Genomic DNA, 20,881 nt, shown 5'->3' with positions numbered 1-20,881 from the left:
CCATGAGCACGGCAACCGACATCAAACAGGGAATCCGCGAACACCTCGGTCAGTTCTCCCTCCACGTCCTGCTCGTCTTCGCGACCGGGCTGACCATCGGGTCCGAGCGCACCGTCGTCCCCGCGCTTGGTGAGGACGTCCTCGGCGTCGAGTCGTTCCTCGTGATCGGCTCGTTCGTCGTCTCCTTCGGGATCGTGAAGTCGATCCTCAACCTCTACGCCGGGAAGTGGGGCGAGGAGTACGGCCGCAAACCGGTGCTCATCGCCGGGTGGGTCACGGCGCTCCCCCTGCCGGTCATCCTCATCTTCGCCCCGAGCTGGGGCTGGATCACCGTCGGGAACGTCCTGCTGGGCGTCAACCAAGCGCTGACGTGGAGCATGGCGATCAACGCGAAGATCGACCTCGCGAGCCCCGACCAGCGCGGCCTCGCGGTCGGCATCGACGAGTCGTTCGGCTACACCGGCGTGGCCGTCGGTGCCTGGGTCACGGGCGTCATCGCCAGCCGGTGGAGCCTCCGACCGGAGCCGTTCTACTTCCTCGCGGTCGTCGTGGCGCTGGCGTTCCTCATCTCGGTCTTCCTGATCAAGGAGACCGTCCAGTACGCGGAGGCCGAGGGCGACGACGACGATCGCGACGCGAACCTCCCGTTCAAGGAGGTGGTAAAGCGGGCGACCTACGGTGATCGGACGCTGTTCGCGGCGGCGCAAGCGGGTCACATCGAGAACTTCGTCGACACGCTGTTCTGGATCGCCGTCCCGCTGTACCTGCTGAATCAGGGGCTCGATATCGCGGCCGTCGGGGCCGTCGTCGGCGTCCACAGCGCGATGTACTTCCTGCAGATCGGCACCGGCGGCCTCGCGGATCGGATCGGTCGCCGGCCGCCGGTGATCGCCGGGATGTTCCTCGCCGGCGCGGGCGTGCTCGGGATGGTCCTCGTCGAGGGGTTCCTCCCGTGGGCCGCTCTGGCCGCCGTCTCCGGCTTGGGAATGGCGCTGCTGTATCCGAACCTGATGACCGTCCCGAGCGACGCGGCCCACCCGACCTGGCGGTCGGCCGGGATGGGGGTCTACCGGATGTGGCGCGACTCGGGTTACGCCGTCGGCGCGGTCCTGATCGGGCTCTCGATGGAGTTCGCCGGCGCCGAGGCGGCGTTCTATCTGACCGCCGTCCTGATGTTCCTGTCCGGCGCGGTCGTGTACGTCTGGATGGAGGAGACCCACCCCGAGTTCGGGACCCACGAGCCGCCCGCCCCCGCGTCGGAACCGCCGGCCGGACCGACCGCGCAGGACTAGTTCAGCGGCGGCGATCCCCTCCCCCTCGACCGACGGAAAAATCGACGTTCGTCGAACCTCTAAAACGACGACTGTAGCCTCGCTGTCGGCCGATTAGCCGATCGAGATAGCAAGACCGTTAACGGGTGAATTCGTTTCGGGGAGTGAGAGCGTTCATCACGCATGTCCAAACACACTGATCTGGTCATCGTCGGCGGGGGTATCAGCGGGGCGTCGCTTTTATACGCGGTCGCGAAGTTCACCGACGTCGACGACGTCACGCTGATCGAGAAGGAGCGGGAGATCGCGGCGGTCAACTCCGATCGCACGAACAACTCTCAGACCCTCCACTTCGGCGATATCGAGACGAACTACACCTTAGAGAAGGCCGAGGAGGTCAAGGAGGGCGCCGAGCTGCTCGCGGGGTACCTCGAGGGGACCGACCCCGACCGCGAGATGCACAGCAAGCGGAGCAAGATGGTCCTCGGCGTCGGCGAGGCGGAGGTCGCCAAGCTGGAGGAGCGCTACCACGAGAACGGGTTCGGCGACCTCTTCCCGAAGCTCCGCGAGATCGGCCGCGAGGAGATCGCGGAGCTGGAGCCGAAGGTCGTCGAGGGGCGCGACCCCGACACCGCGCTCAAGGCGCTTCAGACGCCGGACGGCTACGTCGTCGACTACGGCGCGGTCGCGGAGTCGTTCGTGGAGGACGCCCGCGCCGAGGACGGCGTCGCCGTCCACCTCGGCACCGCGGTCGAGAACGTCGACGAGGGGCGTGACGGCTTCACCGTCGAGACCGACGACGGCGACTTCGCGGCCGACGCGGTCGTCGTCGCCGCCGGCTCCCACAGCCTCCAGTTCGCCAAGGAGATGGGGTACGGCGAGGACATGTCGCTGCTGCCGGTCGCGGGGAGCTTCTTCCTCGCCGACGACCTGCTGAACGGGAAGGTGTACACGCTGCAGATGAAGAAGCTCCCGTTCGCGGCGGTCCACGGCGACGCCGACGTCCACGACGACGGCGTCACCCGGTTCGGCCCCACGGCGAAGCTCGTCCCCGCGCTCGAACGCGGCGAGCTCTCCACCGTGAGCGACTTCGCCGACGTGTTCGGCTTCTCGCCCGCGTCGATCCTGAGCTACGTCAACATCCTCTCGGACCGCGTCCTCTTCCCCTACGTCGTGCGCAACCTCGTGTACGACATCCCCGAGGTCGGCAAGCGCGCGTTCCTGCCGGACGTCCAGAAGGTCGTGCCGAGCGTCGACGTCGACGACATCGAGCGCGCGAAGGGGTACGGCGGCGTGCGCCCCCAGATCGTCGACACGAAGAACAGGGAGCTCGACATGGGCGAGGCGAAGATCACGGGCGACGGCGTCCTGTTCAACATCACGCCCTCGCCGGGCGCCTCGACCGCGCTGAAGAACGCGATGACCGACGTGCGGACCGTCCTCGACTTCTTCGACGCCGACCACGAGTTCGACGAGGCGGCGTTCCGCGAGGCGACGATCGAGAACTTCCCGCGCGGTGACGACGCGGCGGCGAGTCCGACCGCGGAGGGCGACGACGCTGCCGAGGCCGCCGACGCTGCCGAGGCCGCCGACGACCGTGTCCCCGCCGAGGCCGACGACTGAGCCGGGTGCAGCGCGCGCCGCGCGGAACCGACCGGATCTCCGTCTGATACCGGGGCGCGGCGCCGCTATCCGAATTGAGCCGGATTCGACCGGCTTAAATCGGCGGAAATCCCGCCAAAATCGGCTGCAGGGCCTTCCTCCCTTTTGTTTACTCACCCACTACGTCGAGTCGCGATGTTCGAAACAGACCCGATCACGACGGCAACGCTCGCAACCGACGCGGCGCAGGTGGCCTTGCAGGCCGGCCCGCCGGCCGATGTCGCCGCGCAGGCCCCCGCGTTCGTCCAGGAGATCCTCGCCGAGGTCGGCTCCACCGCCGGCGACGCGGCCGGCGGAATCGGCGAGACGATCAGCGGCATGACGCCCGGCGGCAGTGACGCGGCCGAGGGCGCGGGTAAGGCCGCCGGCGGCGCCGCGGGGAATGCCCCCGGTCGATAACGGTCGTCCCCTGACCGATAACGGTCGCCTCCCGACCGACACCGTTCGGCCCCTCGCTGACACCGTTCGGCCCTTCGCTGACACCGTTCGGCCCTTCGCCGCTCGCCGGCTCCTTTCCGCGTAGACCGCGACGCTCGTTTCCGCCGTTTCGCGCGTCTGTTTAAATACCGGAGAGTCGGTCGAGCGTCCGTGCCGGATCACGCCCGCGTCTCCTCGACGACCTCCCGCTCGAACGCCGCCCGGAGCACGCGGATCGCCCGCCGCTTCGTCCCATCGGGGACGAAGACGAAGGGGATCGGCACGTCGAACGCGCGGTCGCCGTACAGCCCCCAGTCCCCGACCGACCGGGTCGTCCCGCCGTACGCGATCGGGATGTCCTCCAGCTCGTCGGGGTCGTAGGCCGGCACGTACGAGCGGTCGATCCACACTTCGTGGACCGGCACGCCGAGCGCGTCGGCGAGCAGCCGCTCCAGCCGCTCGTCGCCCTCGGTGAGCCACGCCGTGAAGTCGTCGAGGTCGAGGCCGCGGTCGTCGCGGCCCTCCTCGTCGCCGTCGCCGGTCTCGCCGCCGGCGAGGTCGCCGCCGATCCGGTCGGCGAGCGCGATCCGGTGTTTCCAGCAGGTGGCCGGGAAGCGGCGCCCGCGGAACCGGTCGTACATCGACGCCAGCGTCGAGTCGGGGTGCTCGCGGGCGGCGACCCGCAGGCGTTCGAGCACGGCGTTGTCGTCCAGCTCCCGCGAGAGGACGCCGTCGACGGTCACCGGGCTCTCGCCGGTCACGGCCTCGTACTCGCCGAGCAGCTCCTGGAGGAGTCGGTTGGCGTAGACGGCCTTGTGGTGCTGAGTCACCCACATGTACAGCGCGATCCGGCCCTCGAGGTAGTTGCCGATGGTCGAGAGCGCCTTCTCGGTGAGCGCGAGCCCCGCCTCGGGGTGGGCCGTGTAGGCGTCGACCATGCGGTCGACGTCGAAGCTCAACACGCCCGCGCCGGTCATCTGGTTGTCGCGGGTGATGTAGTCGAGCCGGTCGACGTCGATGGGCGAGTGGAGCAGCTGCGCGCCGACGCCGCACTGCCAGGGGTCGCCGCGCTCGTACGCGAGGCTGTAGCCGAGGACGTACGCGCACACCTCGAAGGGGTCCACGTCGAACGAGCGCAGCGCGTCACCGTACTCCTCGACGATGAGGACGCAGCCGAGCAGCTCGTGCGGGCTCGCCGACCGGAGCGGCGCCCCGCCGACGCCCGCTCGGTCGAAGGCGTCGACCAGCCCGGTGTCGACGACCCGCTCCCGTAAGACTCCCTCGTCGAGGAACCCCTCCGAGAGGTGCGAGAAGGGCGGATGGCCGACGTCGTGGAGCAGGCAGGCGCACTCCAGCGTGCGCTGGATCTCCTCGAGCTCGTCGGTCGTCGCGTCCCGCGTGAAGTACGACTGCCGGCGGAGGTTCTCGAAGACGGTCCGGCCGAGGTGGTAGACGCCGAGCGAGTGCTCGAACCGCGTGTGGTTCGCCCCGGGGTAGACGAGGTGCGTCGCCGAGAGCTGGCGGACGTACCGCAGCCGCTGGAACGGTCGGGTGTCGACGACGCCGTCGACGAGCGCGTCCGGCAGCTCCACGTAGCCGTGGACGGGGTCTTTGATCTGTGTGGTCGGCATCCGGGTGTCCGACAGACGACCGCCCGGAACCTGCCTCTTTCGGTCGCGCCGACGAGGCCCCCGCGGGTCGCCGGAGTGCGTCCTTATAAGTACCGAGCGCGCCGACCCGCGGGTATGGCACCGGACGCCGGCCGCGAAGCGACGGACGCCGACGACGCCGACGGGACGACGGCCGAGACGGGCGCCGACGAGACGACGGCCGAGACGGGCGCCGACGAGACGACGGCCGAGACGGGCGCCGACCGCGGCACCGGATCGCCGCTCGTCGACCGGTGGACCGCGCTCGACCGCGGCTGGCAGGCGCTCGCGCTCGGGCTGGGGATCGTCGCCGCTCACGCCGCGGGACAGGCCGCGGGCGTCCTCTGATGCGCGTCGTCGACGCCGCCAGCCCGTACCTCCCCGGCCTCGCGCTGCTGGCCGCCGGGGCGCTCCTCTCGCACCTCGTCGCCGGCGCGGTGGACGGGCTCCAGCCGCTCGTCGTCGCAGTCGGGCTCGGCGCGCTCGTCGGCAACGCGGTCGGCACGCCCGACGCCGCGAAACCGGGGGTCGGCGTCGACAAGCTCTTCTTGGAGACCGGGATCGTCCTGCTCGGCGCCGCGGTCGTCGTCGAGGAGTTCATCGCCGCGGGGCCCACTGTCCTCGGGCTGGTCGTCGTCGCGGTCGGCGGCGGGCTGCTGCTCGCCGAACTGATCGCGCGCGTGCTCTTTCGGTTAGACGGGACGACGCCCTCGCTGCTGGCCGCCGGCGCGAGCATCTGCGGCGTCTCCGCCGTCGTCGCGATCGGGCGCGTGCTCGACGCCCGCGGCGCCGCGATCACGTTCGCGGCGGCGACCGTGCTCTTGTTCGACGCCGTCACGCTCGTCGCGTTCCCGATCGCCGGGGAGTGGCTCGGGCTCACCGGCCGCCAGTTCGGCGTCTGGGCCGGCGTGAGCATGTTCTCGACCGGACCCGTCGCCGCCGCGGGGTTCGCCCACTCGCCGGAGGCGGGCCAGTGGGCGACCGTGACGAAGCTCGCGCGCAACTCCCTGCTGGGCGGCGTCGCCATCGTCTACTCGCTGGCGTACACCGCGCGGTCGGCGACCGAGCCGGGCGTGCGCCGGTTGTGGGCGGAGTTCCCGAAGTTCCTGCTCGGCTTCCTCGCTGTCGCCGTGGTCGCGAACAGCGGGCTGCTCTCGCCGGCCGCGCTGGAGTCGATCGGGCGCGTGTCGGACGCGCTGTTCACGCTGGCGTTCGTCGGCCTCGGGTTCTCGATCCGGTTCCGCGAGATGCGCGAGGTCGGCGGCGCCGCCGTCGGCGCCGTCCTCGTCCATCTGCTCGTCGTGAGCGCGCTCGCGCTGGCGGCGGTGCGGTGGCTGCTGTAGTCCCGCTTCAGTCCGTATAAGTAGCGGGCGGACGCACTCCGGGTATGAGCACCATCGGCTTCATCGGCGGCAGCGGCATCTACGAGGCGCTGCCCCTGAACGACGTGCGCGAGGTGGAGTACGACACCCCCTACGGCGAGCCCAGCGACGCGATCACGATCGGCGAGTTCGCCGACACGGGCAAAGAGGTCGCCTTCCTCCCGCGGCACGGATCAGAGCACGGCGTCTCGCCCACCGACCTCCCGTACCGCGCCAACATGTACGCCTTGAAAAAGGCGGGCGTCACACACATCTTCGCGTCGAACGCGGTGGGAAGTTTAAAAGAGGAGTTAGAGCCCGGCACGCTCGTCGTCCCCGACCAGATCTACGACCGGACCAAGCGCCGCGACCTCTCCTTTTTCGGCGACGGCGTCGTCGTCCACCAGCCGTTCGCGGACCCGTACAGTCCGGAGCTGGTCGACCACCTGACAGAGGCCGCGGAGGCTTCCACGTCCCCTGACACGAAGGTCGTAAAGGGCGGCACCTACGTCTGCATCGAGGGCCCGCAGTACTCGACGCGCGCGGAGTCGGAGTTTTATAAGAGCCAAGGCTGGGACCTGGTCGGCATGACCGCGATCCCGGAGGCGAAGCTGGCCCGCGAGGCCGAGATCGCGTACGCGACGATCGCCGGCGTCACCGACTACGACGTCTGGAAGGAGGACAGCGAGGTGACGCTCGAGGAGGTGTTAGAGAACGCCGAAAAGAACCAAGAAGCGATCAAGGCCGCGGTCGAGGAGGCGGTCCGGACGCTCCCCGACGACCTGGAGTGCGAGGCGCACACCTCGCTCGAAGGTACCGTCAACACGCCGACCGACGCGATCCCCGAGGAGACCCAAGAGCGCGTCGAGCCGCTGCTGGGCGATTACTTATAAATCGCTAACTCCGGATCGACGGAGAACACCGCCAAAGCCCCAGCCGCTCGGCGGTACGTGATCGACAACTCTGCGGTGAACTCCTCCAAAGCCCCAGTCGCGACGACTCGCGCGGCTCGCTGCGCTCCTCAGTCGCTCGTTCCACTCGCTCCTTGCGGTGTCGCCGGCGGCTCCGCCGCCGGCTGCCCGTGGCGCGTAGCGCCACGCTGCTTGCGTCGCCGTGCTTCGTCCTCGCGACTGCCCCTTTGAGTCCCACCCAACCGCACAGCGACCGCACCTCACGCCTCCCCAGCCTCGCGGCTCACGGCTCGCGGCTTCGCCGCTCGCGTTCGCCGCGTCCCTCGCGCGCGCTCCTCGCGGTCGCCGAGGGCGACCGCTCGGAGGCACGCGCCACCGCTTCAGTTTCGTATAAATGATCGCCCGAGGCTTTGACGGTATTCACCGCCGATTCGCAGCCGTTTGTTTATAAGCGATCGGACGGCGCTGGAACCGGCTACGCTCTCGAAAACGTACTAATCCGCTATCGCTTCCGACTCACCGGTCATCGCCGTGGGGTCTTTCACCCACAGATCGCCGAACAGGTCGTCCTGCTGGAGGCGCACCGAGCCGCGGTGGGCCATGAACAGCAGCGCGAGGTACGTCATGAACGGGCGCCCGCCCGCGCCCTCGATCTCCGCGAAGAGCACCTCCGTACGCCCGCGGTCGAAGTGGGTCCGGAGGGCGTTGTCGATCTCCACTATCACCTCCTCGATGTCCTCGTCGTGGGTGCGGTCGGTCGCCTCGCCGGCGGTCGGCTCGCCGTCCCGCCGGAACTCGTCGCCGGTGTGGTAGTCGAGCGTCTGCGTGCCGCGGTCGTACCCGTGCGGCGACTCCGAGGTGTCGTACTCGCGGGACTCTTTCCACCACGAGCCGCGCTCGGCCTCCCGGAGCTCGCGGACCAGCTCGTCGAGCGTCTCCGGCGAGCCCCGGGTGCTCTTCCGGTCGAGCCGACGGTCCATCTCCGCCTCCAGCTCGTCGACCGGGTCGAAGTCACCGTCGGCGGGGTCCGGCGCGCCGCCCTCCATCGCGACCTCCCACGGCTCGGGCTCGGGCTCCTCGTCGTCATCGTCGTCGGCCAACATCCCGTCGCTTTTCATCCGCAACAGGACGCTGGCGTAGAACAGCGCCCGCCCAGTCGTCCGGAGGTCCGTCTCGTCGAGCCGCTCCAAGAAGGCGTCCGTCACCTGCACGATGTCGATGTCCCACGGCTCGATCTCGCCCTCCTCGGCGAGCTGGACGAGGAGCTCGACGGGCTCGACCTCGCCGTCCTCCTCGGCCCCGTCTCCCCCGGCGCCGTCGACGTCGCCCGGGGCCTCCGCCTCCGGCTCCCCCGACGGTCCCCCGTCGCGCTCGCTCGTCAGGTCGAGGCTCGGGACGCCGTCGGCGTCGCCCGCGGCCGCCGACTCGTCGCCCGGTCCGCTCCCGTGCGCGCCCACCGACTCCGGCGGCTCAGTCATCCGCGCTCACCTCTCCGTCGCCGTCGCCACCCTCGTCGCCGAACTGCATCCCGGTGACCGCCGAGAGGTTGTCGCCCTGCATCGTGACGCCGATGGCGCGGTCGGAGCGCTCCAGCAGCGCGGAGCGGTGGCCGACCACCACGAACTGCGCGTCCGCGGCCAGCTCCTCGATCATCTCGCCGACGCGCTCGGCGTTGACCGCGTCGAGGAACGCGTCGATCTCGTCGAGCGCGTAGAACGGCGCGGGGTTGTGCCGCTGGATAGCGAAGATGAAGGAGAGAGCGGTCAGCGACTTCTCACCGCCGCTCATCGCCTCGAGCCGCTGGACCGGCTTGTCCGCGGGCTGCGCCTTCATCGTCAGCCCCTCCTCGAAGGGGTCCTCCGGGTTCTCCAAGAGGAGCTCGCCGCTGCCGGCCGAGAGGCGCGCGAAGATGTCCTCGAAGTGGTCGTTGATCGACTCGAACGTCGCCATGAACGTCTCCTTCTTCGCCGCCTCGTACCCCTCGATGCGCTCCTCGATCGCGTCCCGCTCCTCGACGAGTACGTCCCGGCGCTCTTGGAGCTGGTCGAGCGCCTCCTGCACCTCGTCGTACTCGTCGATCGCGAGCATATTGACTGGCTCTAACGCCTCCATCTCGGCCTCCAGCTCCTCGATCCGGGACTCGACCTCGTCGAGGTCCGGGATCTCCTCGGCGTCGTACTCGCCCACCTGCGACTCCAGCTCGTCGATTTCCCACTCCAGCCGGTCGCGGCGGTCCGTCAGGTCCTCCAGGTCGGACTCGGCCTCGGCGACGAGCGAGCGCTGCTCGTCGCGCTCGCGGGTCGCCGCCTTGATCTCCTCCCGGAGGTCCTCGCGGTCGGCCTTCAGCTCCGTGAGCTCCTCCTCTAAGTCGGCGATCGCCGCCTTCTTCTCCTCGAGCTCGGCCTCCTTCTCCTCGATCGCGGCCTCGTGCTCGGCGACCGCCTCCTCGGCCTCCGCCTTCCGGTTCTGCGCCGTCTCAACGGTGTCGTGGAGGTCGTCGACCGCGTCCTCGGCGTACCCCTTCTCCAGCTCCAGCTCGCTCTGCCGCCCGTCGAGCGAGTCCATCCGGTCCTCTAAGTCCGATATCTCGCCGCGGATCTCGTCGGCGCGCTCGGAGAGCTCCGGGATCTTCGAGTCGGCGAGCTCCGCCTCGATCTCCTCGATCTCGCCCTCCAGCTCCGCGATCTCCGCATCGAGATCGTCGAGCTCCGCGTCCAGCTCGCTCATCTCCTCGTCGACCGACTCGCGTTCCGCCTCCAGCTCCTCGAGCTCGGTCTCTAACTCGTCGATCCGGTCCTCGGCGTCCGCGAGGTCCTCCTCGGCGCGCTCGACGTCGGCCTCCAGCGACCGGACGCGCTCCGCGGCGTCGGCCTTGCGGTCGCGCGCGTCGTCGATGTCCGCCTCCAGCTCGTCGACCTCCGACTCCAGCGACTGCCGCTCGTCCTCCAGCTCCGAGATCTCGGTCGCGAGCCGCTCCAGCTTCCCGCCGCCGGACTTGGTGAACGCGTACCGCGAGCCGCCGCCGGACCCGCCCGTCATCGCGCCGGACTTCTCGACGAGGTCGCCGTCGAGGGTGACCATCCGGTAATCGCCCATCAGCTCGCGGGCGGTGTCCATGTCCTCGACGACGAGCGTCGAGCCGAGCACGTACGAGAACACCGAGGCGTACTCGGCGTCGTAGTCGACGAGGTTGCGCGCGAAGTCGACGACGCCGGGCAGCGAGGGCTTCCGCGGGAGGCTCCGGTCGTCCATCTCCGTGATGGGGAGGAACGTCGCCCGGCCCGCGTTCCGGCGCTTCAGGTAGTCGATACACGTCGAACCGACGCCGTCGTCGTCGACGACGACGTTCGCGAGCCGGCCGCCGGCGGCCGTCTCGCACGCCTCCGCGTACTCGGCCGCGACCGAGCCGAGCTCGCCGACGGCGCCGTGGACGCCGTCGATGCCACCGTTCTTCACCTCGGTCACCGCCCGCGGCCACGAGGTGTCGCCGCGCTGGTCGGCGGCGGCCTCCAGCTTCGCGTACTCGTTCTGCCTCTCGCGGAGCTCCTCCTCGACCGCCTCGAGCTCCTCGCTCCGCTCGGCCTTCTCCGAGAAGAGGTCCGCGACGACGTCCTCGATCTTCTCTTCGTTCTTCTCGGCCTTGTCGAGTTCGCTGCGGAGCTCGGAGATCCGCGCCTTGTGCTCCGGCAGCGACTCGCGGGCCTCCTCCAGCTCGGTCCGCGCCTCGCTCACGGCGTTCGAGCGCCGGCGCGCCTCGTCGAGCAGGCGGTCCTTCTCGCGCTGCTTCTCGTTCTTCTCCTCGCGCAGCGACTCGATCGCCTCCTTCTTCTCGGCGAGCTCGTCTTTCAGCTCGTCGAACTCGGTGTCGGCGCCCTCGATCTCGGCCTCGACGTCCGCCAGCTCGGACCGCTTCGTCGCGATCTCGGACTTGACGGAGGCCTTCTCGACTTTCGCCTCGCGGATCTCCTCGTCGAGCTCCTCGATCGTCTCCTCCTTCCGGTCGATCTGGACGAACGCGTCGCGCCGCTCCGTCTCCGCCTCCGCGGCGCGCTCCTCGGCCGCCTCGATCTTGTCCTCCAGCCGCGAGATCTCGCCTTTCACCTCCTCGATCTCCGAGCGGATCTGTATCTGCTCGTCCTCGCCTTTCGTCTCGATCTCGTGGTTGAGGTCGGCTAGGTCCTCCTCTAGGCGGGTGAGCTTCCCCTGTCTCGCGTCGAGCTCCTCGCGGAGCTCCTCCAGCTCGGCCTCCGCGTCGTCGATGTCGCCCTCGACGCCGGCGAGCGCCTCGCGCTTCTCCTCCAGCTCGGAGGCCTTGAGGAAGCCGCGGTACTCCTCGAGTTCGTCGCGGTACTCCTGATACTGGAGCGCGGTCTCGCGCTCGTCTGCCAGCTGGTCGAGCCGGTCCTGCTTCTCGCCGATCCGGAGGTCCGCCTCGCCGATCCGGTCTTCGACCGTGTCCAGCTCCTCGAAGGCGGCCTCCTTCTTCTCGTCGAACTCGGCGACGCCCGCGATCTCGTCGATGATCCCCCGCCGCTGGTAGGGGGTCATGTTGATGATCTCGGTGACGTCGCCCTGCATCACGACGTTGTACCCCTCCGGCGTCACGCCGGCGGCCGCGAGCAGGTCCTGCACGTCCGAGAGGTTCACCGAGCGCCCGTTGAGGTAGTAGTAGGAGTAGTAGTTGTCCTCGGTCTCCTTCACGCGGCGCTTGATCGTGATCTCGGAGACGTCGCCGACGTTCTCCGTGCCCGCCGCGGAGACGACCTGCGACCGGTCGAGGGTGCCGTCCTCGTTCGAGAGGACGACCGTCACCGAGGCCTCGTTCGGACCGCCGGAGCTCTCCCCGCCGTCGTGGCCGGGGTTGTAGATCAGGTCGGTGAGCTTCTTCGCCCTGATCCCGCGGGTGCGCGCCAGGCCGAGCGCGAAGAGGACCCCGTCGATGATGTTCGACTTCCCGGAGCCGTTCGGCCCCGTGACGACCGTGAAGTCGTCGTAAAAGGGGATCCTCGTCGTTCGTCCGAAGCTCTTGAACCCGTCCAAAACGACTTCAGTGATATGCATGTGACGCGGGGATGTGGAGGCGGATTACGCGACGATGATGTCGCTGTCCGACTCCTCGTCGTCGCTCTCTGCCTCCGACTCGCCGGCCTCGGCGTCCGGCGTCGTCGCCTCCTGCTCGGGAACGACCATGTCGTCGCCCTCGGTCTCGGCGCTCCCGTCGTCGGCGCCCGCGTTCCCGTCGCCCGTCCGCTCGACGACCTCGACGTGGTCGTCGGAGTGGGTCCGCGTCTCGCCCCCGGCCGACTCGGTCGCCTCGGCCGGCTCCTCGTCCGGCTCGGCGGTGTCCCGCGCCTCGTCGCCCGCGGCGTCCGCCCGTACGGACACCTCCTGGGCGTCCTCGACCTGTCGGACGCGTTCCTTCATTTCGACCAGCTCCTCCGTGAGCCCGTTGACCGCCGCCTGCAGCTCCGCGACCTGTCGTTCGAGGTCCTCGACGCGGTTACTCATATACACACGTATGCCCACGCGGGCCGTATAAATCTGCGTCAGACACATGTGTGACCATGTCGCATGATATTCGCCGAGGGCGGCGGCTCGGCGCACACGTTTCCGAGGGCTGAAACGTCGTGCCGCTATCGTCCGATATCGTGGGGAAGATACTTGTAGTGCGGCCGATATGGCGTCCGTATGAGCAAGATCACCTTCCGGGCCGACGACGATCTCGTCGAGCGGCTGGAAGCGTGTGACGCCTCCAAGAGCGAGGTGATGCGGGAGGCGCTCCGGACCTACCTCGACGACGCGGAGGCCGAGTCGGCCGCCGCCGCCGACGCGGACTCGGCCGCCGCCGAGACGGTCGACGCCGCGCTGGCCGACCGCGTCGACGACCTCATCGCCGACCGACTCGACGCCGCGTTAGACGATCGCCTCGGCGGACGGTCGGGGCCGTCCGACGCGGCGTATGCGCGCGGAAACCCGGCCGAGATCAACGTGAACGTCTCGCTCGACGCTTCTGACGCCGACGCCGACGACGCGCGTGTGACACGTGAGACGACGACGGACGCCGAGACGGAGGCGCGTAAGACGCCGCCGAACGTCACTAAGGGCGAAAACGCCTGCGGAGGATGCGGAGAAAACGTCCCCGCTGACCACGTGTACTGCCCGAATTGCGGAGAAAAGCAGTCCCACAGGGCGTTCTGCGAGTGCGGCGACGAGCTGCGGACCGACTGGGCGTTCTGCCCCGGCTGCGGCCGCCGAACTCCGGCTGCGGACGTGCTAAACGATCGTTAACAATAGATAGCGGCGTTCTGGACGGTGTATTCGCCCGGTTCGGTGGCTGTCTTACAACCGCCGGTAGTTTTATAATGATAGCCTCGGTGATTTGAATTGCGTAAGACGGTCGTCTTACAGCGGCCGTCCGCGGCGGGGATGACCCCGCCGACGGGCGACCCGTCGCTGTAAGACACACGCGTCGCGTGTTCGCCGTCTTACCGGGGGAATACCAATGGAGCGTGTGACACTACGAATCCCGAAACAGCAGATAGACGAGGTCGAACAGATGGTCGAGACGGGCGAGTTCCCGAACCGGAGCGAGGCGATCCGGTCGGCCGTCCGCGACATGTTGAACGAACAGGACGGCGAGCGCGACGAGCGCGGCCGCAACCGCAACTGGGCGAAGGTGTAAACTGATGCAAGATCTCGTTCAGGACGCCCTCGACAACGCGGAAGCGGAGAAGCGCGACATGGACTCCGTCGACATGGACGACGACGAGTTCGGGGACCCCCGAATCGTCATCGTCGGCGCCGGCGGCGCCGGGAACAACACGATCAACCGGCTGTACAACATCGGCGTCGACGGCGCCGACACCGTCGCGATCAACACGGACAAACAGCACCTCAAGATGGTCGAAGCCGACACCAAGATCCTCGTGGGCAAGTCGCTCACGCAGGGGCTCGGCGCCGGCGGCGACCCCAAGATGGGCGAGCGCGCCACCGAGATGGCCCAGGGCACGATCAAGGAGGTGCTCGGCGACGCCGACCTCGTCTTCGTCACCGCCGGGATGGGCGGCGGCACCGGGACCGGCGCGGCGCCGGTCGTCTCGAAGATCGCCAAGGAGCAGGGCGCCATCGTCGTCGGGATGGTCTCGACGCCGTTCAACGTCGAGCGCGCCCGCACCGTGAAGGCCGAGGAGGGCCTGGAGACCCTCCGCAACGAGGCCGACTCGATCATCGTCCTCGACAACAACCGGCTGCTCGACTACGTGCCGAACCTGCCGATCGGGAAGGCGTTCTCCGTGATGGACCAGATCATCGCGGAGACGGTGAAGGGGATCTCCGAGACGATCACCCAGCCGAGCCTCATCAACCTGGACTACGCCGACATGTCCACCATCATGAACCAGGGCGGCGTGGCCGTCATGCTCGTCGGCGAGACCCAGGACAAGAACAAGACCCAAGAGGTGGTCAACGACGCGATGAACCACCCGCTCCTGGACGTCGACTACCGCGGGGCCTCCGGCGGGCTCGTCCACATCACGGGCGGTCCGGACCTCACGCTGAAGGAGGCCGAGGGGATCGCGAACAACATCACCGAGCGGCTGGAGGCGAGCGCCAACGTCATCTGGGGCGCCCGCATCCAGGACGAGTACAAGGGGAAGGTCCGCGTCATGGCGATCATGACGGGCGTCCAGAGCGCGCAGGTGCTCGGCCCCTCGACGCAGAAGCAGGCCGACAAGTCTCGCGCCGCGGTCGACGCCGACGACCTCGGCGACTCCCGCTCGCGCGCCGCCGAGACGAACGGCACCGCCGGCGCGACGGCCTCCGGCGGCGCCGATCAGGGCGCCTGGGAGTCTGACGGCGGCACCGAGCCCGTCGAGAAGAACAACGGCCTCGACGTCATCCGCTAAGACGAGCTCGAAGCCGACGCGGCCGTTCGGTTCCGTTTTTTCTGCCGACCCGACGTCGCTTTGCCCGACCGCGCGAGGACTTAACATCGCAGGGTCCGTGGGACGGTACGTGTCACGCCACCAGCCGATCCGAGGTCCGCGGCGCCGCGCGGTCGTCGCCCGCGGCCGAGCCGGACGCGACGCGCGATGACCGACGCCGCGCTCTACTTCACGGGCCCCGAGACCGTCGAGGTCCGAGCGGCGACCGTCGGCGAGCCCGACGCCGACGAGCTGCTCGTCGACACCCGCGCCTCGGCGATAAGCGCCGGGACGGAGCTGCTCGTGTACCGCGATCAGACCCCGGACGACCTCCCGGCCGACGAGGCGCTCGACGCGCTCGACGGCGACCTCTCGTACCCCCTCCGGTACGGCTACGCCGCGAGCGGCGTCGTCCGCGCGGCCGGCGCCGACGTCGACCCGGACTGGGTCGGCCGGTCGGTGTTCTCGTTCGTCCCCCACCAGACGAGCTTCCGTGCGACGCCCGACTCGGTGGTCGCGCTCCCGTCGGGGACGACCCCGGCCGCCGGGTCGCTGCTCCCCTCGGTCGAGACCGCGACGAACGTCGTCCTCGACGCCGCGCCGCGGCTCGGAGAGCGGGTCGTGGTGTTCGGCGCCGGGGTGATCGGGCTCTGCGTCACTCGCCTGCTGGCCGATTTCCCGCTGGAGTCGCTGGTCGTCGTCGACCCGATCGAACGCCGTCGGGACCTCGCCGCTGCGCTCGGCGCCGACCGGACGACGACGCCGGCCGAAGTCGGCGCCGCCGACTCCGCCGACTCCGCCGGTTCGGGCCTCGCAGACGCGACCCTCCCCGCCGACGGCGCCGACCTCGCGATCGAGCTGTCCGGCCAGCCGAGCGCGCTCGACGACGCGATCGGGGCCGTCGGCTACGACGCGCGGATCGTCGTCGGCTCGTGGTACGGGACCAAGCGCGCGCCGATCGACCTCGGCGGGCGGTTCCACCGCGACCGCATCGACATCGTCTCCAGTCAGGTGTCGACGATCAGCCCGGAGCTCCGCGGGCGCTGGGACCGCGATCGGCGCATGGACGCGGCGCTCGACCGGCTCGACGGGATCCCCGCCGACGAGCTGATCACCCACCGGATCCCGTTCGAGCGCGCGCCGGAGGCGTACGAGCTGCTCGATTCGGGATCCGACGAGGCGGTGCAAGTCATTTTGGAGTACTCGTGACGGCGGGCCGGTGACGTCTGACCGGTCAGCGGTGACCCGGGAGCCGTCCGCTGACGGCGAGGTAGTCCCGCGTAAACACCGCCAGCGACGGCGCGAGGACGACGGGCGCGATAGTCCACACGAGCTCCGTCGGCGCGGGCGGGACGAGCGCGACCGTCACGAAGCCCATCTGCACGCCCGCGAGGTACTTCCCGAGGTCGCTGTCGGGGAGGTCGCCGACGGGGAGCCCGCGGGCGCGCCGCAGCCACACGGCCCCGCGGAAGACGTACCGCGCGGCGGAGATCGAGAGGTACCAGACCGGGAGCAGCCCCCACAGCACCGCCACCAGCGGCGCGGCGACGAACCCGAACGTGTCGAACGCCATGTCGAGCCGCCGGCCGACCTCCGTCTCCCGGCCGACAGTCCTGGCGACGGTCCCGTCGAGGTTGTCGAGGGCGACGCCCGTCCCGTAACACAGCGCGGGCACCCACGCGAGCGGTGTCTCCGGGGGCACGACGACGAACCCGGCGACGACCGCGTACAGCGCCCCCCGTACGAGCGTGACCGCGTTCGCGAGCCCGAACAGCCGCCGCCAGAACCCGTCGGTCAGCCCCTTAGGATCGAGCCCGTAGCCGACGTACCAGAGCTGTCCGGCCCAGCAGACGCCGGCGACGACGGCGGGCGAGACCCCCCACCGGCCCGTCACGTCCGCCGGAAACAGCCGCGACAGGAGGGCGGCGAGCGCGATCGCGGCGAGGAGCGGGAGCCCGAGACCGACCCCGACGCGGACGGAGCGCCGCCGGCGGGTCTCGGCCATCTACGCCTCACCCGCCGCCGCGTTCGCCCCGGCGGCGTTTACGTCCCCGCTGGCCGCGTTTACGCCTCGAACGGCCGCGTTTACGGGCGCTTCGGTGACCGCGGCCTCGGCGGTCGCCTTGATGACTGCGGTGCCGGCGGCCGCCCCGGCGACCGCGATGCCGGCAGTCACGTCGATGACTGCGCCCCGGTGATCGCGTCGCGGTCGGCGCTTCCGGACCGGCACGGCTATCGGCGCAACAGGGCGACCAAGACGGCTATCAGCACGACCTGCGCGACTTTGTCGACGGCGCCGAGCGTCCCGACGTCGGCCGGGAACGACTTCCCGCCTCCCGCGAAGTTGAGGACGTACCACAGGACGATTTGGACGAGCGTGAAGGGGATCCCGACGGCGTACACCGTGCGCCGACGGTAGTCGAGCAACACGAGCGCGACCGCGCCGAGGAAGCCGAGTCCGGCGAGGAGGAAGCTGACCCGCAGCGGCAACGGGAGTCCGCCGAGGCCGAGACGGAGGTGGACGGCGGCGGTGATCAACGCGGCGACGATGCCTACCCAGTGGAGGCCGTTCAGCGAGCCGATGTCTATCGCGGACCCCTGTGATTCGGTCGTTGCCATATCACACACACGGACTTCTGTCACATAGGAATACCGCCCGAACCGGCGGGGTCGGGTCAGTTAGGGTCCGGTTAGGTCGCCTTACCGCTCGAAGTCGGGGTCGCGCAGGGCGTCGATCCGGGCGATCTCGTCGGCGGTCAGTCGCACGCTCCCGGCGGCCAGGTTCGCGACGACGTGCGGCTCGCTCGTGCTGGACGGGATGGGGACGACCCCCCGGGAGGCGTTCCACGCGACGACGACCTCGGCCGGCGAGAGCCCGCGGTCGGCGGCGATCTCGCCGAGGACGGGCTCGTCGAGGAGCCCGGGCGCCGACAGCGGCGAGTGCGCGACGACTCGGATCCCGCGCTCGTGACAGAACTCGACGAGCCCGTTCCGGGGGTGGTACGGGTGTCGCTCCACCTGCACCAGGGCCGGGTCGACCTCGCCAGCCTCCAGCACCGCCTCCAGTTGCGCCCGCGAGACGTTACAGATCCCGAGCGTCCGGGCCCACCCCCTGTCGTGGACCGCCTCCAGGTTCTCCCACGCCGTCGCGAGCGACACGTCGGCGGTCGCGGGCTCGCCGTCCGCGCCCTCGGGGAAGGTGAGCGCCTCCTGCCGCTCGACCGGCTTCTCGGCGAGCCGGGTCAGCTCCCCGCGGTGTTCGAGCGCCGAGGGCCAGTGGAGCGCGTAGCAGTCGAACGCGTCGATCCCCAGCTCCTCGCGGCTGCCCGCGCAGGCGGCGAGCAGGTTCTCGCGGCGGTGGTTGGTGCGCCACGCCTTCCCGAGGAGGAACACGCGCTCGCGGTCCGGCGCGCCCGGCGCGGCGAGCAGCTCCCCGATCCGGTGCTCGTTGCCGTACAGCTCGGCGGAGTCGAGGAGGCGGTAGCCGGCGTCGAGCGCGGTCGCGATCGAGTCGGCGCGCTCGACGTACTCCCCGTCGCGGTAGCGCGAGCAGCCGAAGCCGACCGCGGGGAGGCGGATCGCGGCGGCGCCCGATCCGTCGGGTGTGGTCGCCTCCGGCCTGACGACCGGCGCCGCCGGCGGGTCGGCGGTCGCTCCGTGGTCGTCGACGGCGACGGGGCCGCCCCCCTCGGCGGCCGCCTCGATCGCGTTGCAGACGGCGACGACGTGGGCGCCTCGCCGGCCGCCGGCCCGGGACGGCGAGCCCGCCTCGACCGACGCGGCGAGGCGCTCGACCGCGTCGACGTACTCGTAGGGGCCCTCGGGCGAGGCCGGGGGCGCGCTCACGTACTCCCGGCCGACGCGCCCGAACCGGACGGCGTCGCGGTCGTCGTCCATCGCGCCGGTCCCCTTCAGGTACAGCGAGCCGTCGTCGCCGTGGAGCTCCAGTCCGTAGAACTCCCGGCTCCGGTGGGGCGCGTAGAAGCTGGCGGTCAGCCTGACGGTCGGGCCCGCCGCGAACGCCAGCGTCGCCTCGACGTGGCTCGGCGTCGACGGCCGGCGCTCCTCCCGCTCGGGCCAAACGTCGAGGGCGTCGGCGACCCGGACGCGGTCGACGGGCCCGAACCACGACACCAGCAGCGCGAGCGGGTACACCGCCCCGTCGTACAGCGGGCCGATCTCGAGGAACGAGTCCGGGCGGTCGTGCCAGTCGGTCACGCGGCCGACGTGGGCGTGCGCGTACCCCAGCCCCACCGGGCCGAGCCGGCCGTCGGCGAGGAGCCGGCCCGCGCGGCGCTGGGAGGGCGCCCGCGGCGTCCCGGGCGCACAGCCGAGCGCGAGGCCGCGGTCGCGGGCGAGCGCGACGAGGTCTCCGGCCTCGGCGGCGTCGAGCGCGAGCGGCTTCTGCGAGTAGACGTGGCGGTCGGCCTCGAGCGCGGTCCGTGTCACCGGCGCGTGGGCGGCGTGGCTCGTCAGGTTCACGACGAGCGGCGCGTCGACGCGCTCCAGCGCCGTCTCCAGGTCGGTGAACGACGGGCAGCTGTGGTCCGCGGCGAGCGACGCGGCGCGCTCCTCGTCGAGGTCGACGACGCCGGCGAGCGACAGCGAACTCCCGGACAGCCCGGCGGCGTACTCCGGCGCGATCGACCCCGCCCCGACGAACAGACAGTTCACGGTCGTACCGTGGGGGCGAGACGTATAGGTGTCCCGGCGGTGGCCGTCGAGGGGTTCGCGTTCTCTCCCGCCGGAGCGGTTTTGTCGCCTCGCGCCAACGCACGGTCGTGAGAGAGCCGGGCATGAGCCGCCTCGGGACCGCCTACCTGCGCGGGCTGCAGGCGGTCGGCCGGCGGCTCGACTACGGGACGAACGCCTTCGACCGCGAGTGGGACGTGCTCGTCGTCCTCGACGCCTGTCGGGCCGACCTGTTCCGCTCGGTCGCGCCCGACTTCGGCTTCCTCGGCGAGGTCGAGACGGTCCGGTCGGTCGGCAGCTCGTCCTCGGAGTGGCTGGAGAACACTTTCGGGGATCGCCCGGAGACGGCGCGGACGGCGATGGTCACGGGCAACACGTGGACCGACCGCTACCTCGACGCCGACGCGTTCGCCGCGCTCGACGAGGTGTGGAAGTACGCGTGGGACGACGACACCGGCACCGTGCCGGCGGCGGCGGTCACCGACCGGGCCGTGGCCCTCGCCCGCGAGCGCGACCCCGACCGGCTCGTCGTCCACTACATGCAGCCGCACCACCCGTTCGTCCCGGACCCCCTCGACGGCGACGACGGGCTGGCCCGGACCGGGAGCCACAGCAACGAGGGGAACCCGTGGGTCATGCTCCGGCGCGGCGAGGTCTCGGCCGAGCGCGTCTGGGACGCCTACGAGGCGAACCTCCGGCACGTCCTCGGCGAGGTCGCGACGCTCGTCGACAACGTCGACGGCCGGGTCGCGATCACGGCCGACCACGGCAACTGCTTCGGCGAGTGGGGGCTGTACGGGCACCCGATGCACACGCCCGTTCCCGCGCTGCTCGCGGTCCCGTGGGCGGAGGCGACGGGCGTCGACCGCGGGACGCGCGACCCGACGCTCGAACCCCCCGAACCGCTACCCGTGTCGCGGGTCCACGGCGGCGAGGGCGAGACGGACCGGGACCGGCTGCGCGCGCTCGGATATTTATAAACGGTCGTCGCCTCCG

The 20,881-nt window shown here is 70.3% G+C and carries 19 protein-coding genes; 11 read left to right on the top strand and 8 right to left on the bottom strand.

What is annotated here, in order from left to right; genetic code table 11:
* The first annotated feature begins 2 nt into the window (after positions 1-2).
* The 3 genes from Hrr1229_RS04365 to Hrr1229_RS04355 all read left to right on the top strand — a co-directional run bounded on the left by Hrr1229_RS04365 (position 3) and on the right by Hrr1229_RS04355 (position 3,332).
* The gene (locus Hrr1229_RS04365; protein WP_123114020.1) at positions 3-1,292 is read left to right on the top strand and encodes an MFS transporter; all 1,290 of its coding nucleotides are present in this window, start codon (positions 3-5) and stop codon (positions 1,290-1,292) included.
* 162 nt (positions 1,293-1,454) lie between these two features.
* On the top strand, positions 1,455-2,894 hold the full coding sequence (locus tag Hrr1229_RS04360; protein ID WP_123114021.1) for an FAD-dependent oxidoreductase: 1,440 nt from the start codon (positions 1,455-1,457) through the stop codon (positions 2,892-2,894).
* 174 nt (positions 2,895-3,068) lie between these two features.
* Positions 3,069-3,332, top strand: coding sequence for a hypothetical protein (locus Hrr1229_RS04355; RefSeq protein ID WP_123114022.1), 264 nt, complete (start codon positions 3,069-3,071; stop codon positions 3,330-3,332).
* Between the two features lie 197 nt (positions 3,333-3,529).
* On the opposite strand, the gene Hrr1229_RS04350 is transcribed toward Hrr1229_RS04355, so the two are convergent.
* Positions 3,530-4,981 carry an HD domain-containing protein gene (locus Hrr1229_RS04350; protein WP_123114023.1) on the bottom strand — a complete coding sequence of 484 codons (1,452 nt, stop codon included), beginning with the start codon at positions 4,979-4,981 and terminating at the stop codon, positions 3,530-3,532.
* A gap of 114 nt (positions 4,982-5,095) precedes the next feature.
* Here Hrr1229_RS04350 and Hrr1229_RS04345 point away from each other — a divergent pair, with 114 nt between their 5' ends.
* Genes Hrr1229_RS04345 through mtnP form a run of 3 tightly spaced genes read left to right on the top strand, consistent with a single transcriptional unit; the run spans position 5,096 to position 7,253 of the window.
* Complete coding sequence (locus Hrr1229_RS04345; RefSeq protein ID WP_123114024.1) at positions 5,096-5,347, top strand: hypothetical protein; 252 nt, start codon at positions 5,096-5,098, stop codon at positions 5,345-5,347.
* On the top strand, positions 5,347-6,342 hold the full coding sequence (locus tag Hrr1229_RS04340; RefSeq protein ID WP_123114025.1) for a putative sulfate exporter family transporter: 996 nt from the start codon (positions 5,347-5,349) through the stop codon (positions 6,340-6,342). The genes Hrr1229_RS04345 and Hrr1229_RS04340 overlap by 1 nt, the downstream gene beginning before the upstream one ends.
* 44 nt (positions 6,343-6,386) lie before the next feature.
* Positions 6,387-7,253 (top strand): S-methyl-5'-thioadenosine phosphorylase, encoded by an 867-nt coding sequence (gene mtnP, locus Hrr1229_RS04335; RefSeq protein ID WP_123114026.1) that lies wholly within the window; start codon positions 6,387-6,389, stop codon positions 7,251-7,253.
* A 512-nt stretch (positions 7,254-7,765) separates the two neighbouring features.
* Here mtnP and Hrr1229_RS04330 read toward each other — a convergent pair.
* Genes Hrr1229_RS04330 through Hrr1229_RS04320 form a run of 3 tightly spaced genes read right to left on the bottom strand, consistent with a single transcriptional unit; the run spans position 7,766 to position 12,779 of the window.
* A complete protein-coding gene (locus Hrr1229_RS04330; RefSeq protein WP_255212558.1) occupies positions 7,766-8,749 on the bottom strand; it encodes a ScpA family protein in 984 nt (327 codons plus the stop codon).
* A complete protein-coding gene (smc, locus tag Hrr1229_RS04325) occupies positions 8,742-12,332 on the bottom strand; it encodes a chromosome segregation protein SMC (protein WP_123114027.1) in 3,591 nt (1,196 codons plus the stop codon). Before smc ends, Hrr1229_RS04330 begins: the two co-directional genes overlap by 8 nt.
* Positions 12,333-12,356: 24 nt before the next feature.
* Complete coding sequence (locus Hrr1229_RS04320; RefSeq protein WP_123114028.1) at positions 12,357-12,779, bottom strand: bZIP transcription factor; 423 nt, start codon at positions 12,777-12,779, stop codon at positions 12,357-12,359.
* 180 nt (positions 12,780-12,959) lie between these two features.
* Here Hrr1229_RS04320 and Hrr1229_RS04315 point away from each other — a divergent pair, with 180 nt between their 5' ends.
* The 4 genes from Hrr1229_RS04315 to Hrr1229_RS04300 all read left to right on the top strand — a co-directional run bounded on the left by Hrr1229_RS04315 (position 12,960) and on the right by Hrr1229_RS04300 (position 16,402).
* A complete protein-coding gene (locus Hrr1229_RS04315; protein ID WP_123114029.1) occupies positions 12,960-13,559 on the top strand; it encodes a zinc ribbon domain-containing protein in 600 nt (199 codons plus the stop codon).
* Positions 13,560-13,773: 214 nt separating this feature from the next.
* The gene (locus Hrr1229_RS04310; RefSeq protein WP_004595187.1) at positions 13,774-13,953 is read left to right on the top strand and encodes a ribbon-helix-helix domain-containing protein; all 180 of its coding nucleotides are present in this window, start codon (positions 13,774-13,776) and stop codon (positions 13,951-13,953) included.
* A gap of 4 nt (positions 13,954-13,957) precedes the next feature.
* Positions 13,958-15,175 (top strand): cell division protein FtsZ, encoded by a 1,218-nt coding sequence (gene ftsZ / locus Hrr1229_RS04305; protein ID WP_123114030.1) that lies wholly within the window; start codon positions 13,958-13,960, stop codon positions 15,173-15,175.
* A 186-nt stretch (positions 15,176-15,361) separates the two neighbouring features.
* Positions 15,362-16,402: a zinc-binding alcohol dehydrogenase gene (locus tag Hrr1229_RS04300; protein WP_123114031.1), complete on the top strand. Its 1,041-nt coding sequence runs from the start codon at positions 15,362-15,364 to the stop codon at positions 16,400-16,402.
* A 25-nt stretch (positions 16,403-16,427) separates the two neighbouring features.
* Here Hrr1229_RS04300 and Hrr1229_RS04295 read toward each other — a convergent pair whose 3' ends face one another.
* The 4 genes from Hrr1229_RS04295 to Hrr1229_RS04280 form a co-directional block, all read right to left on the bottom strand.
* A complete protein-coding gene (locus tag Hrr1229_RS04295; protein WP_123114032.1) occupies positions 16,428-17,198 on the bottom strand; it encodes a CDP-alcohol phosphatidyltransferase family protein in 771 nt (256 codons plus the stop codon).
* The gene (locus Hrr1229_RS04290; RefSeq protein ID WP_123114033.1) at positions 17,199-17,423 is read right to left on the bottom strand and encodes a hypothetical protein; all 225 of its coding nucleotides are present in this window, start codon (positions 17,421-17,423) and stop codon (positions 17,199-17,201) included.
* A gap of 2 nt (positions 17,424-17,425) precedes the next feature.
* The gene (locus Hrr1229_RS04285; RefSeq protein WP_123114034.1) at positions 17,426-17,812 is read right to left on the bottom strand and encodes a hypothetical protein; all 387 of its coding nucleotides are present in this window, start codon (positions 17,810-17,812) and stop codon (positions 17,426-17,428) included.
* Between the two features lie 81 nt (positions 17,813-17,893).
* Positions 17,894-19,867 carry an aldo/keto reductase gene (locus Hrr1229_RS04280; RefSeq protein WP_123114035.1) on the bottom strand — a complete coding sequence of 658 codons (1,974 nt, stop codon included), beginning with the start codon at positions 19,865-19,867 and terminating at the stop codon, positions 17,894-17,896.
* Positions 19,868-19,989: 122 nt separating this feature from the next.
* Here Hrr1229_RS04280 and Hrr1229_RS04275 point away from each other — a divergent pair, with 122 nt between their 5' ends.
* Positions 19,990-20,865, top strand: a complete 876-nt coding sequence (locus Hrr1229_RS04275; RefSeq protein ID WP_123114923.1) for a hypothetical protein — start codon at positions 19,990-19,992, stop codon at positions 20,863-20,865.
* The last annotated feature ends 16 nt before the right edge of the window (positions 20,866-20,881 follow it).

It is taken from the genome of Halorubrum sp. CBA1229 (assembly GCF_003721435.2).
Classification (GTDB): Archaea; Halobacteriota; Halobacteria; order Halobacteriales; family Haloferacaceae; genus Halorubrum.
The sequence above is the reverse complement of the archived record's forward strand: the minus strand, read 5'-3'. Positions and strand labels throughout refer to the sequence as shown.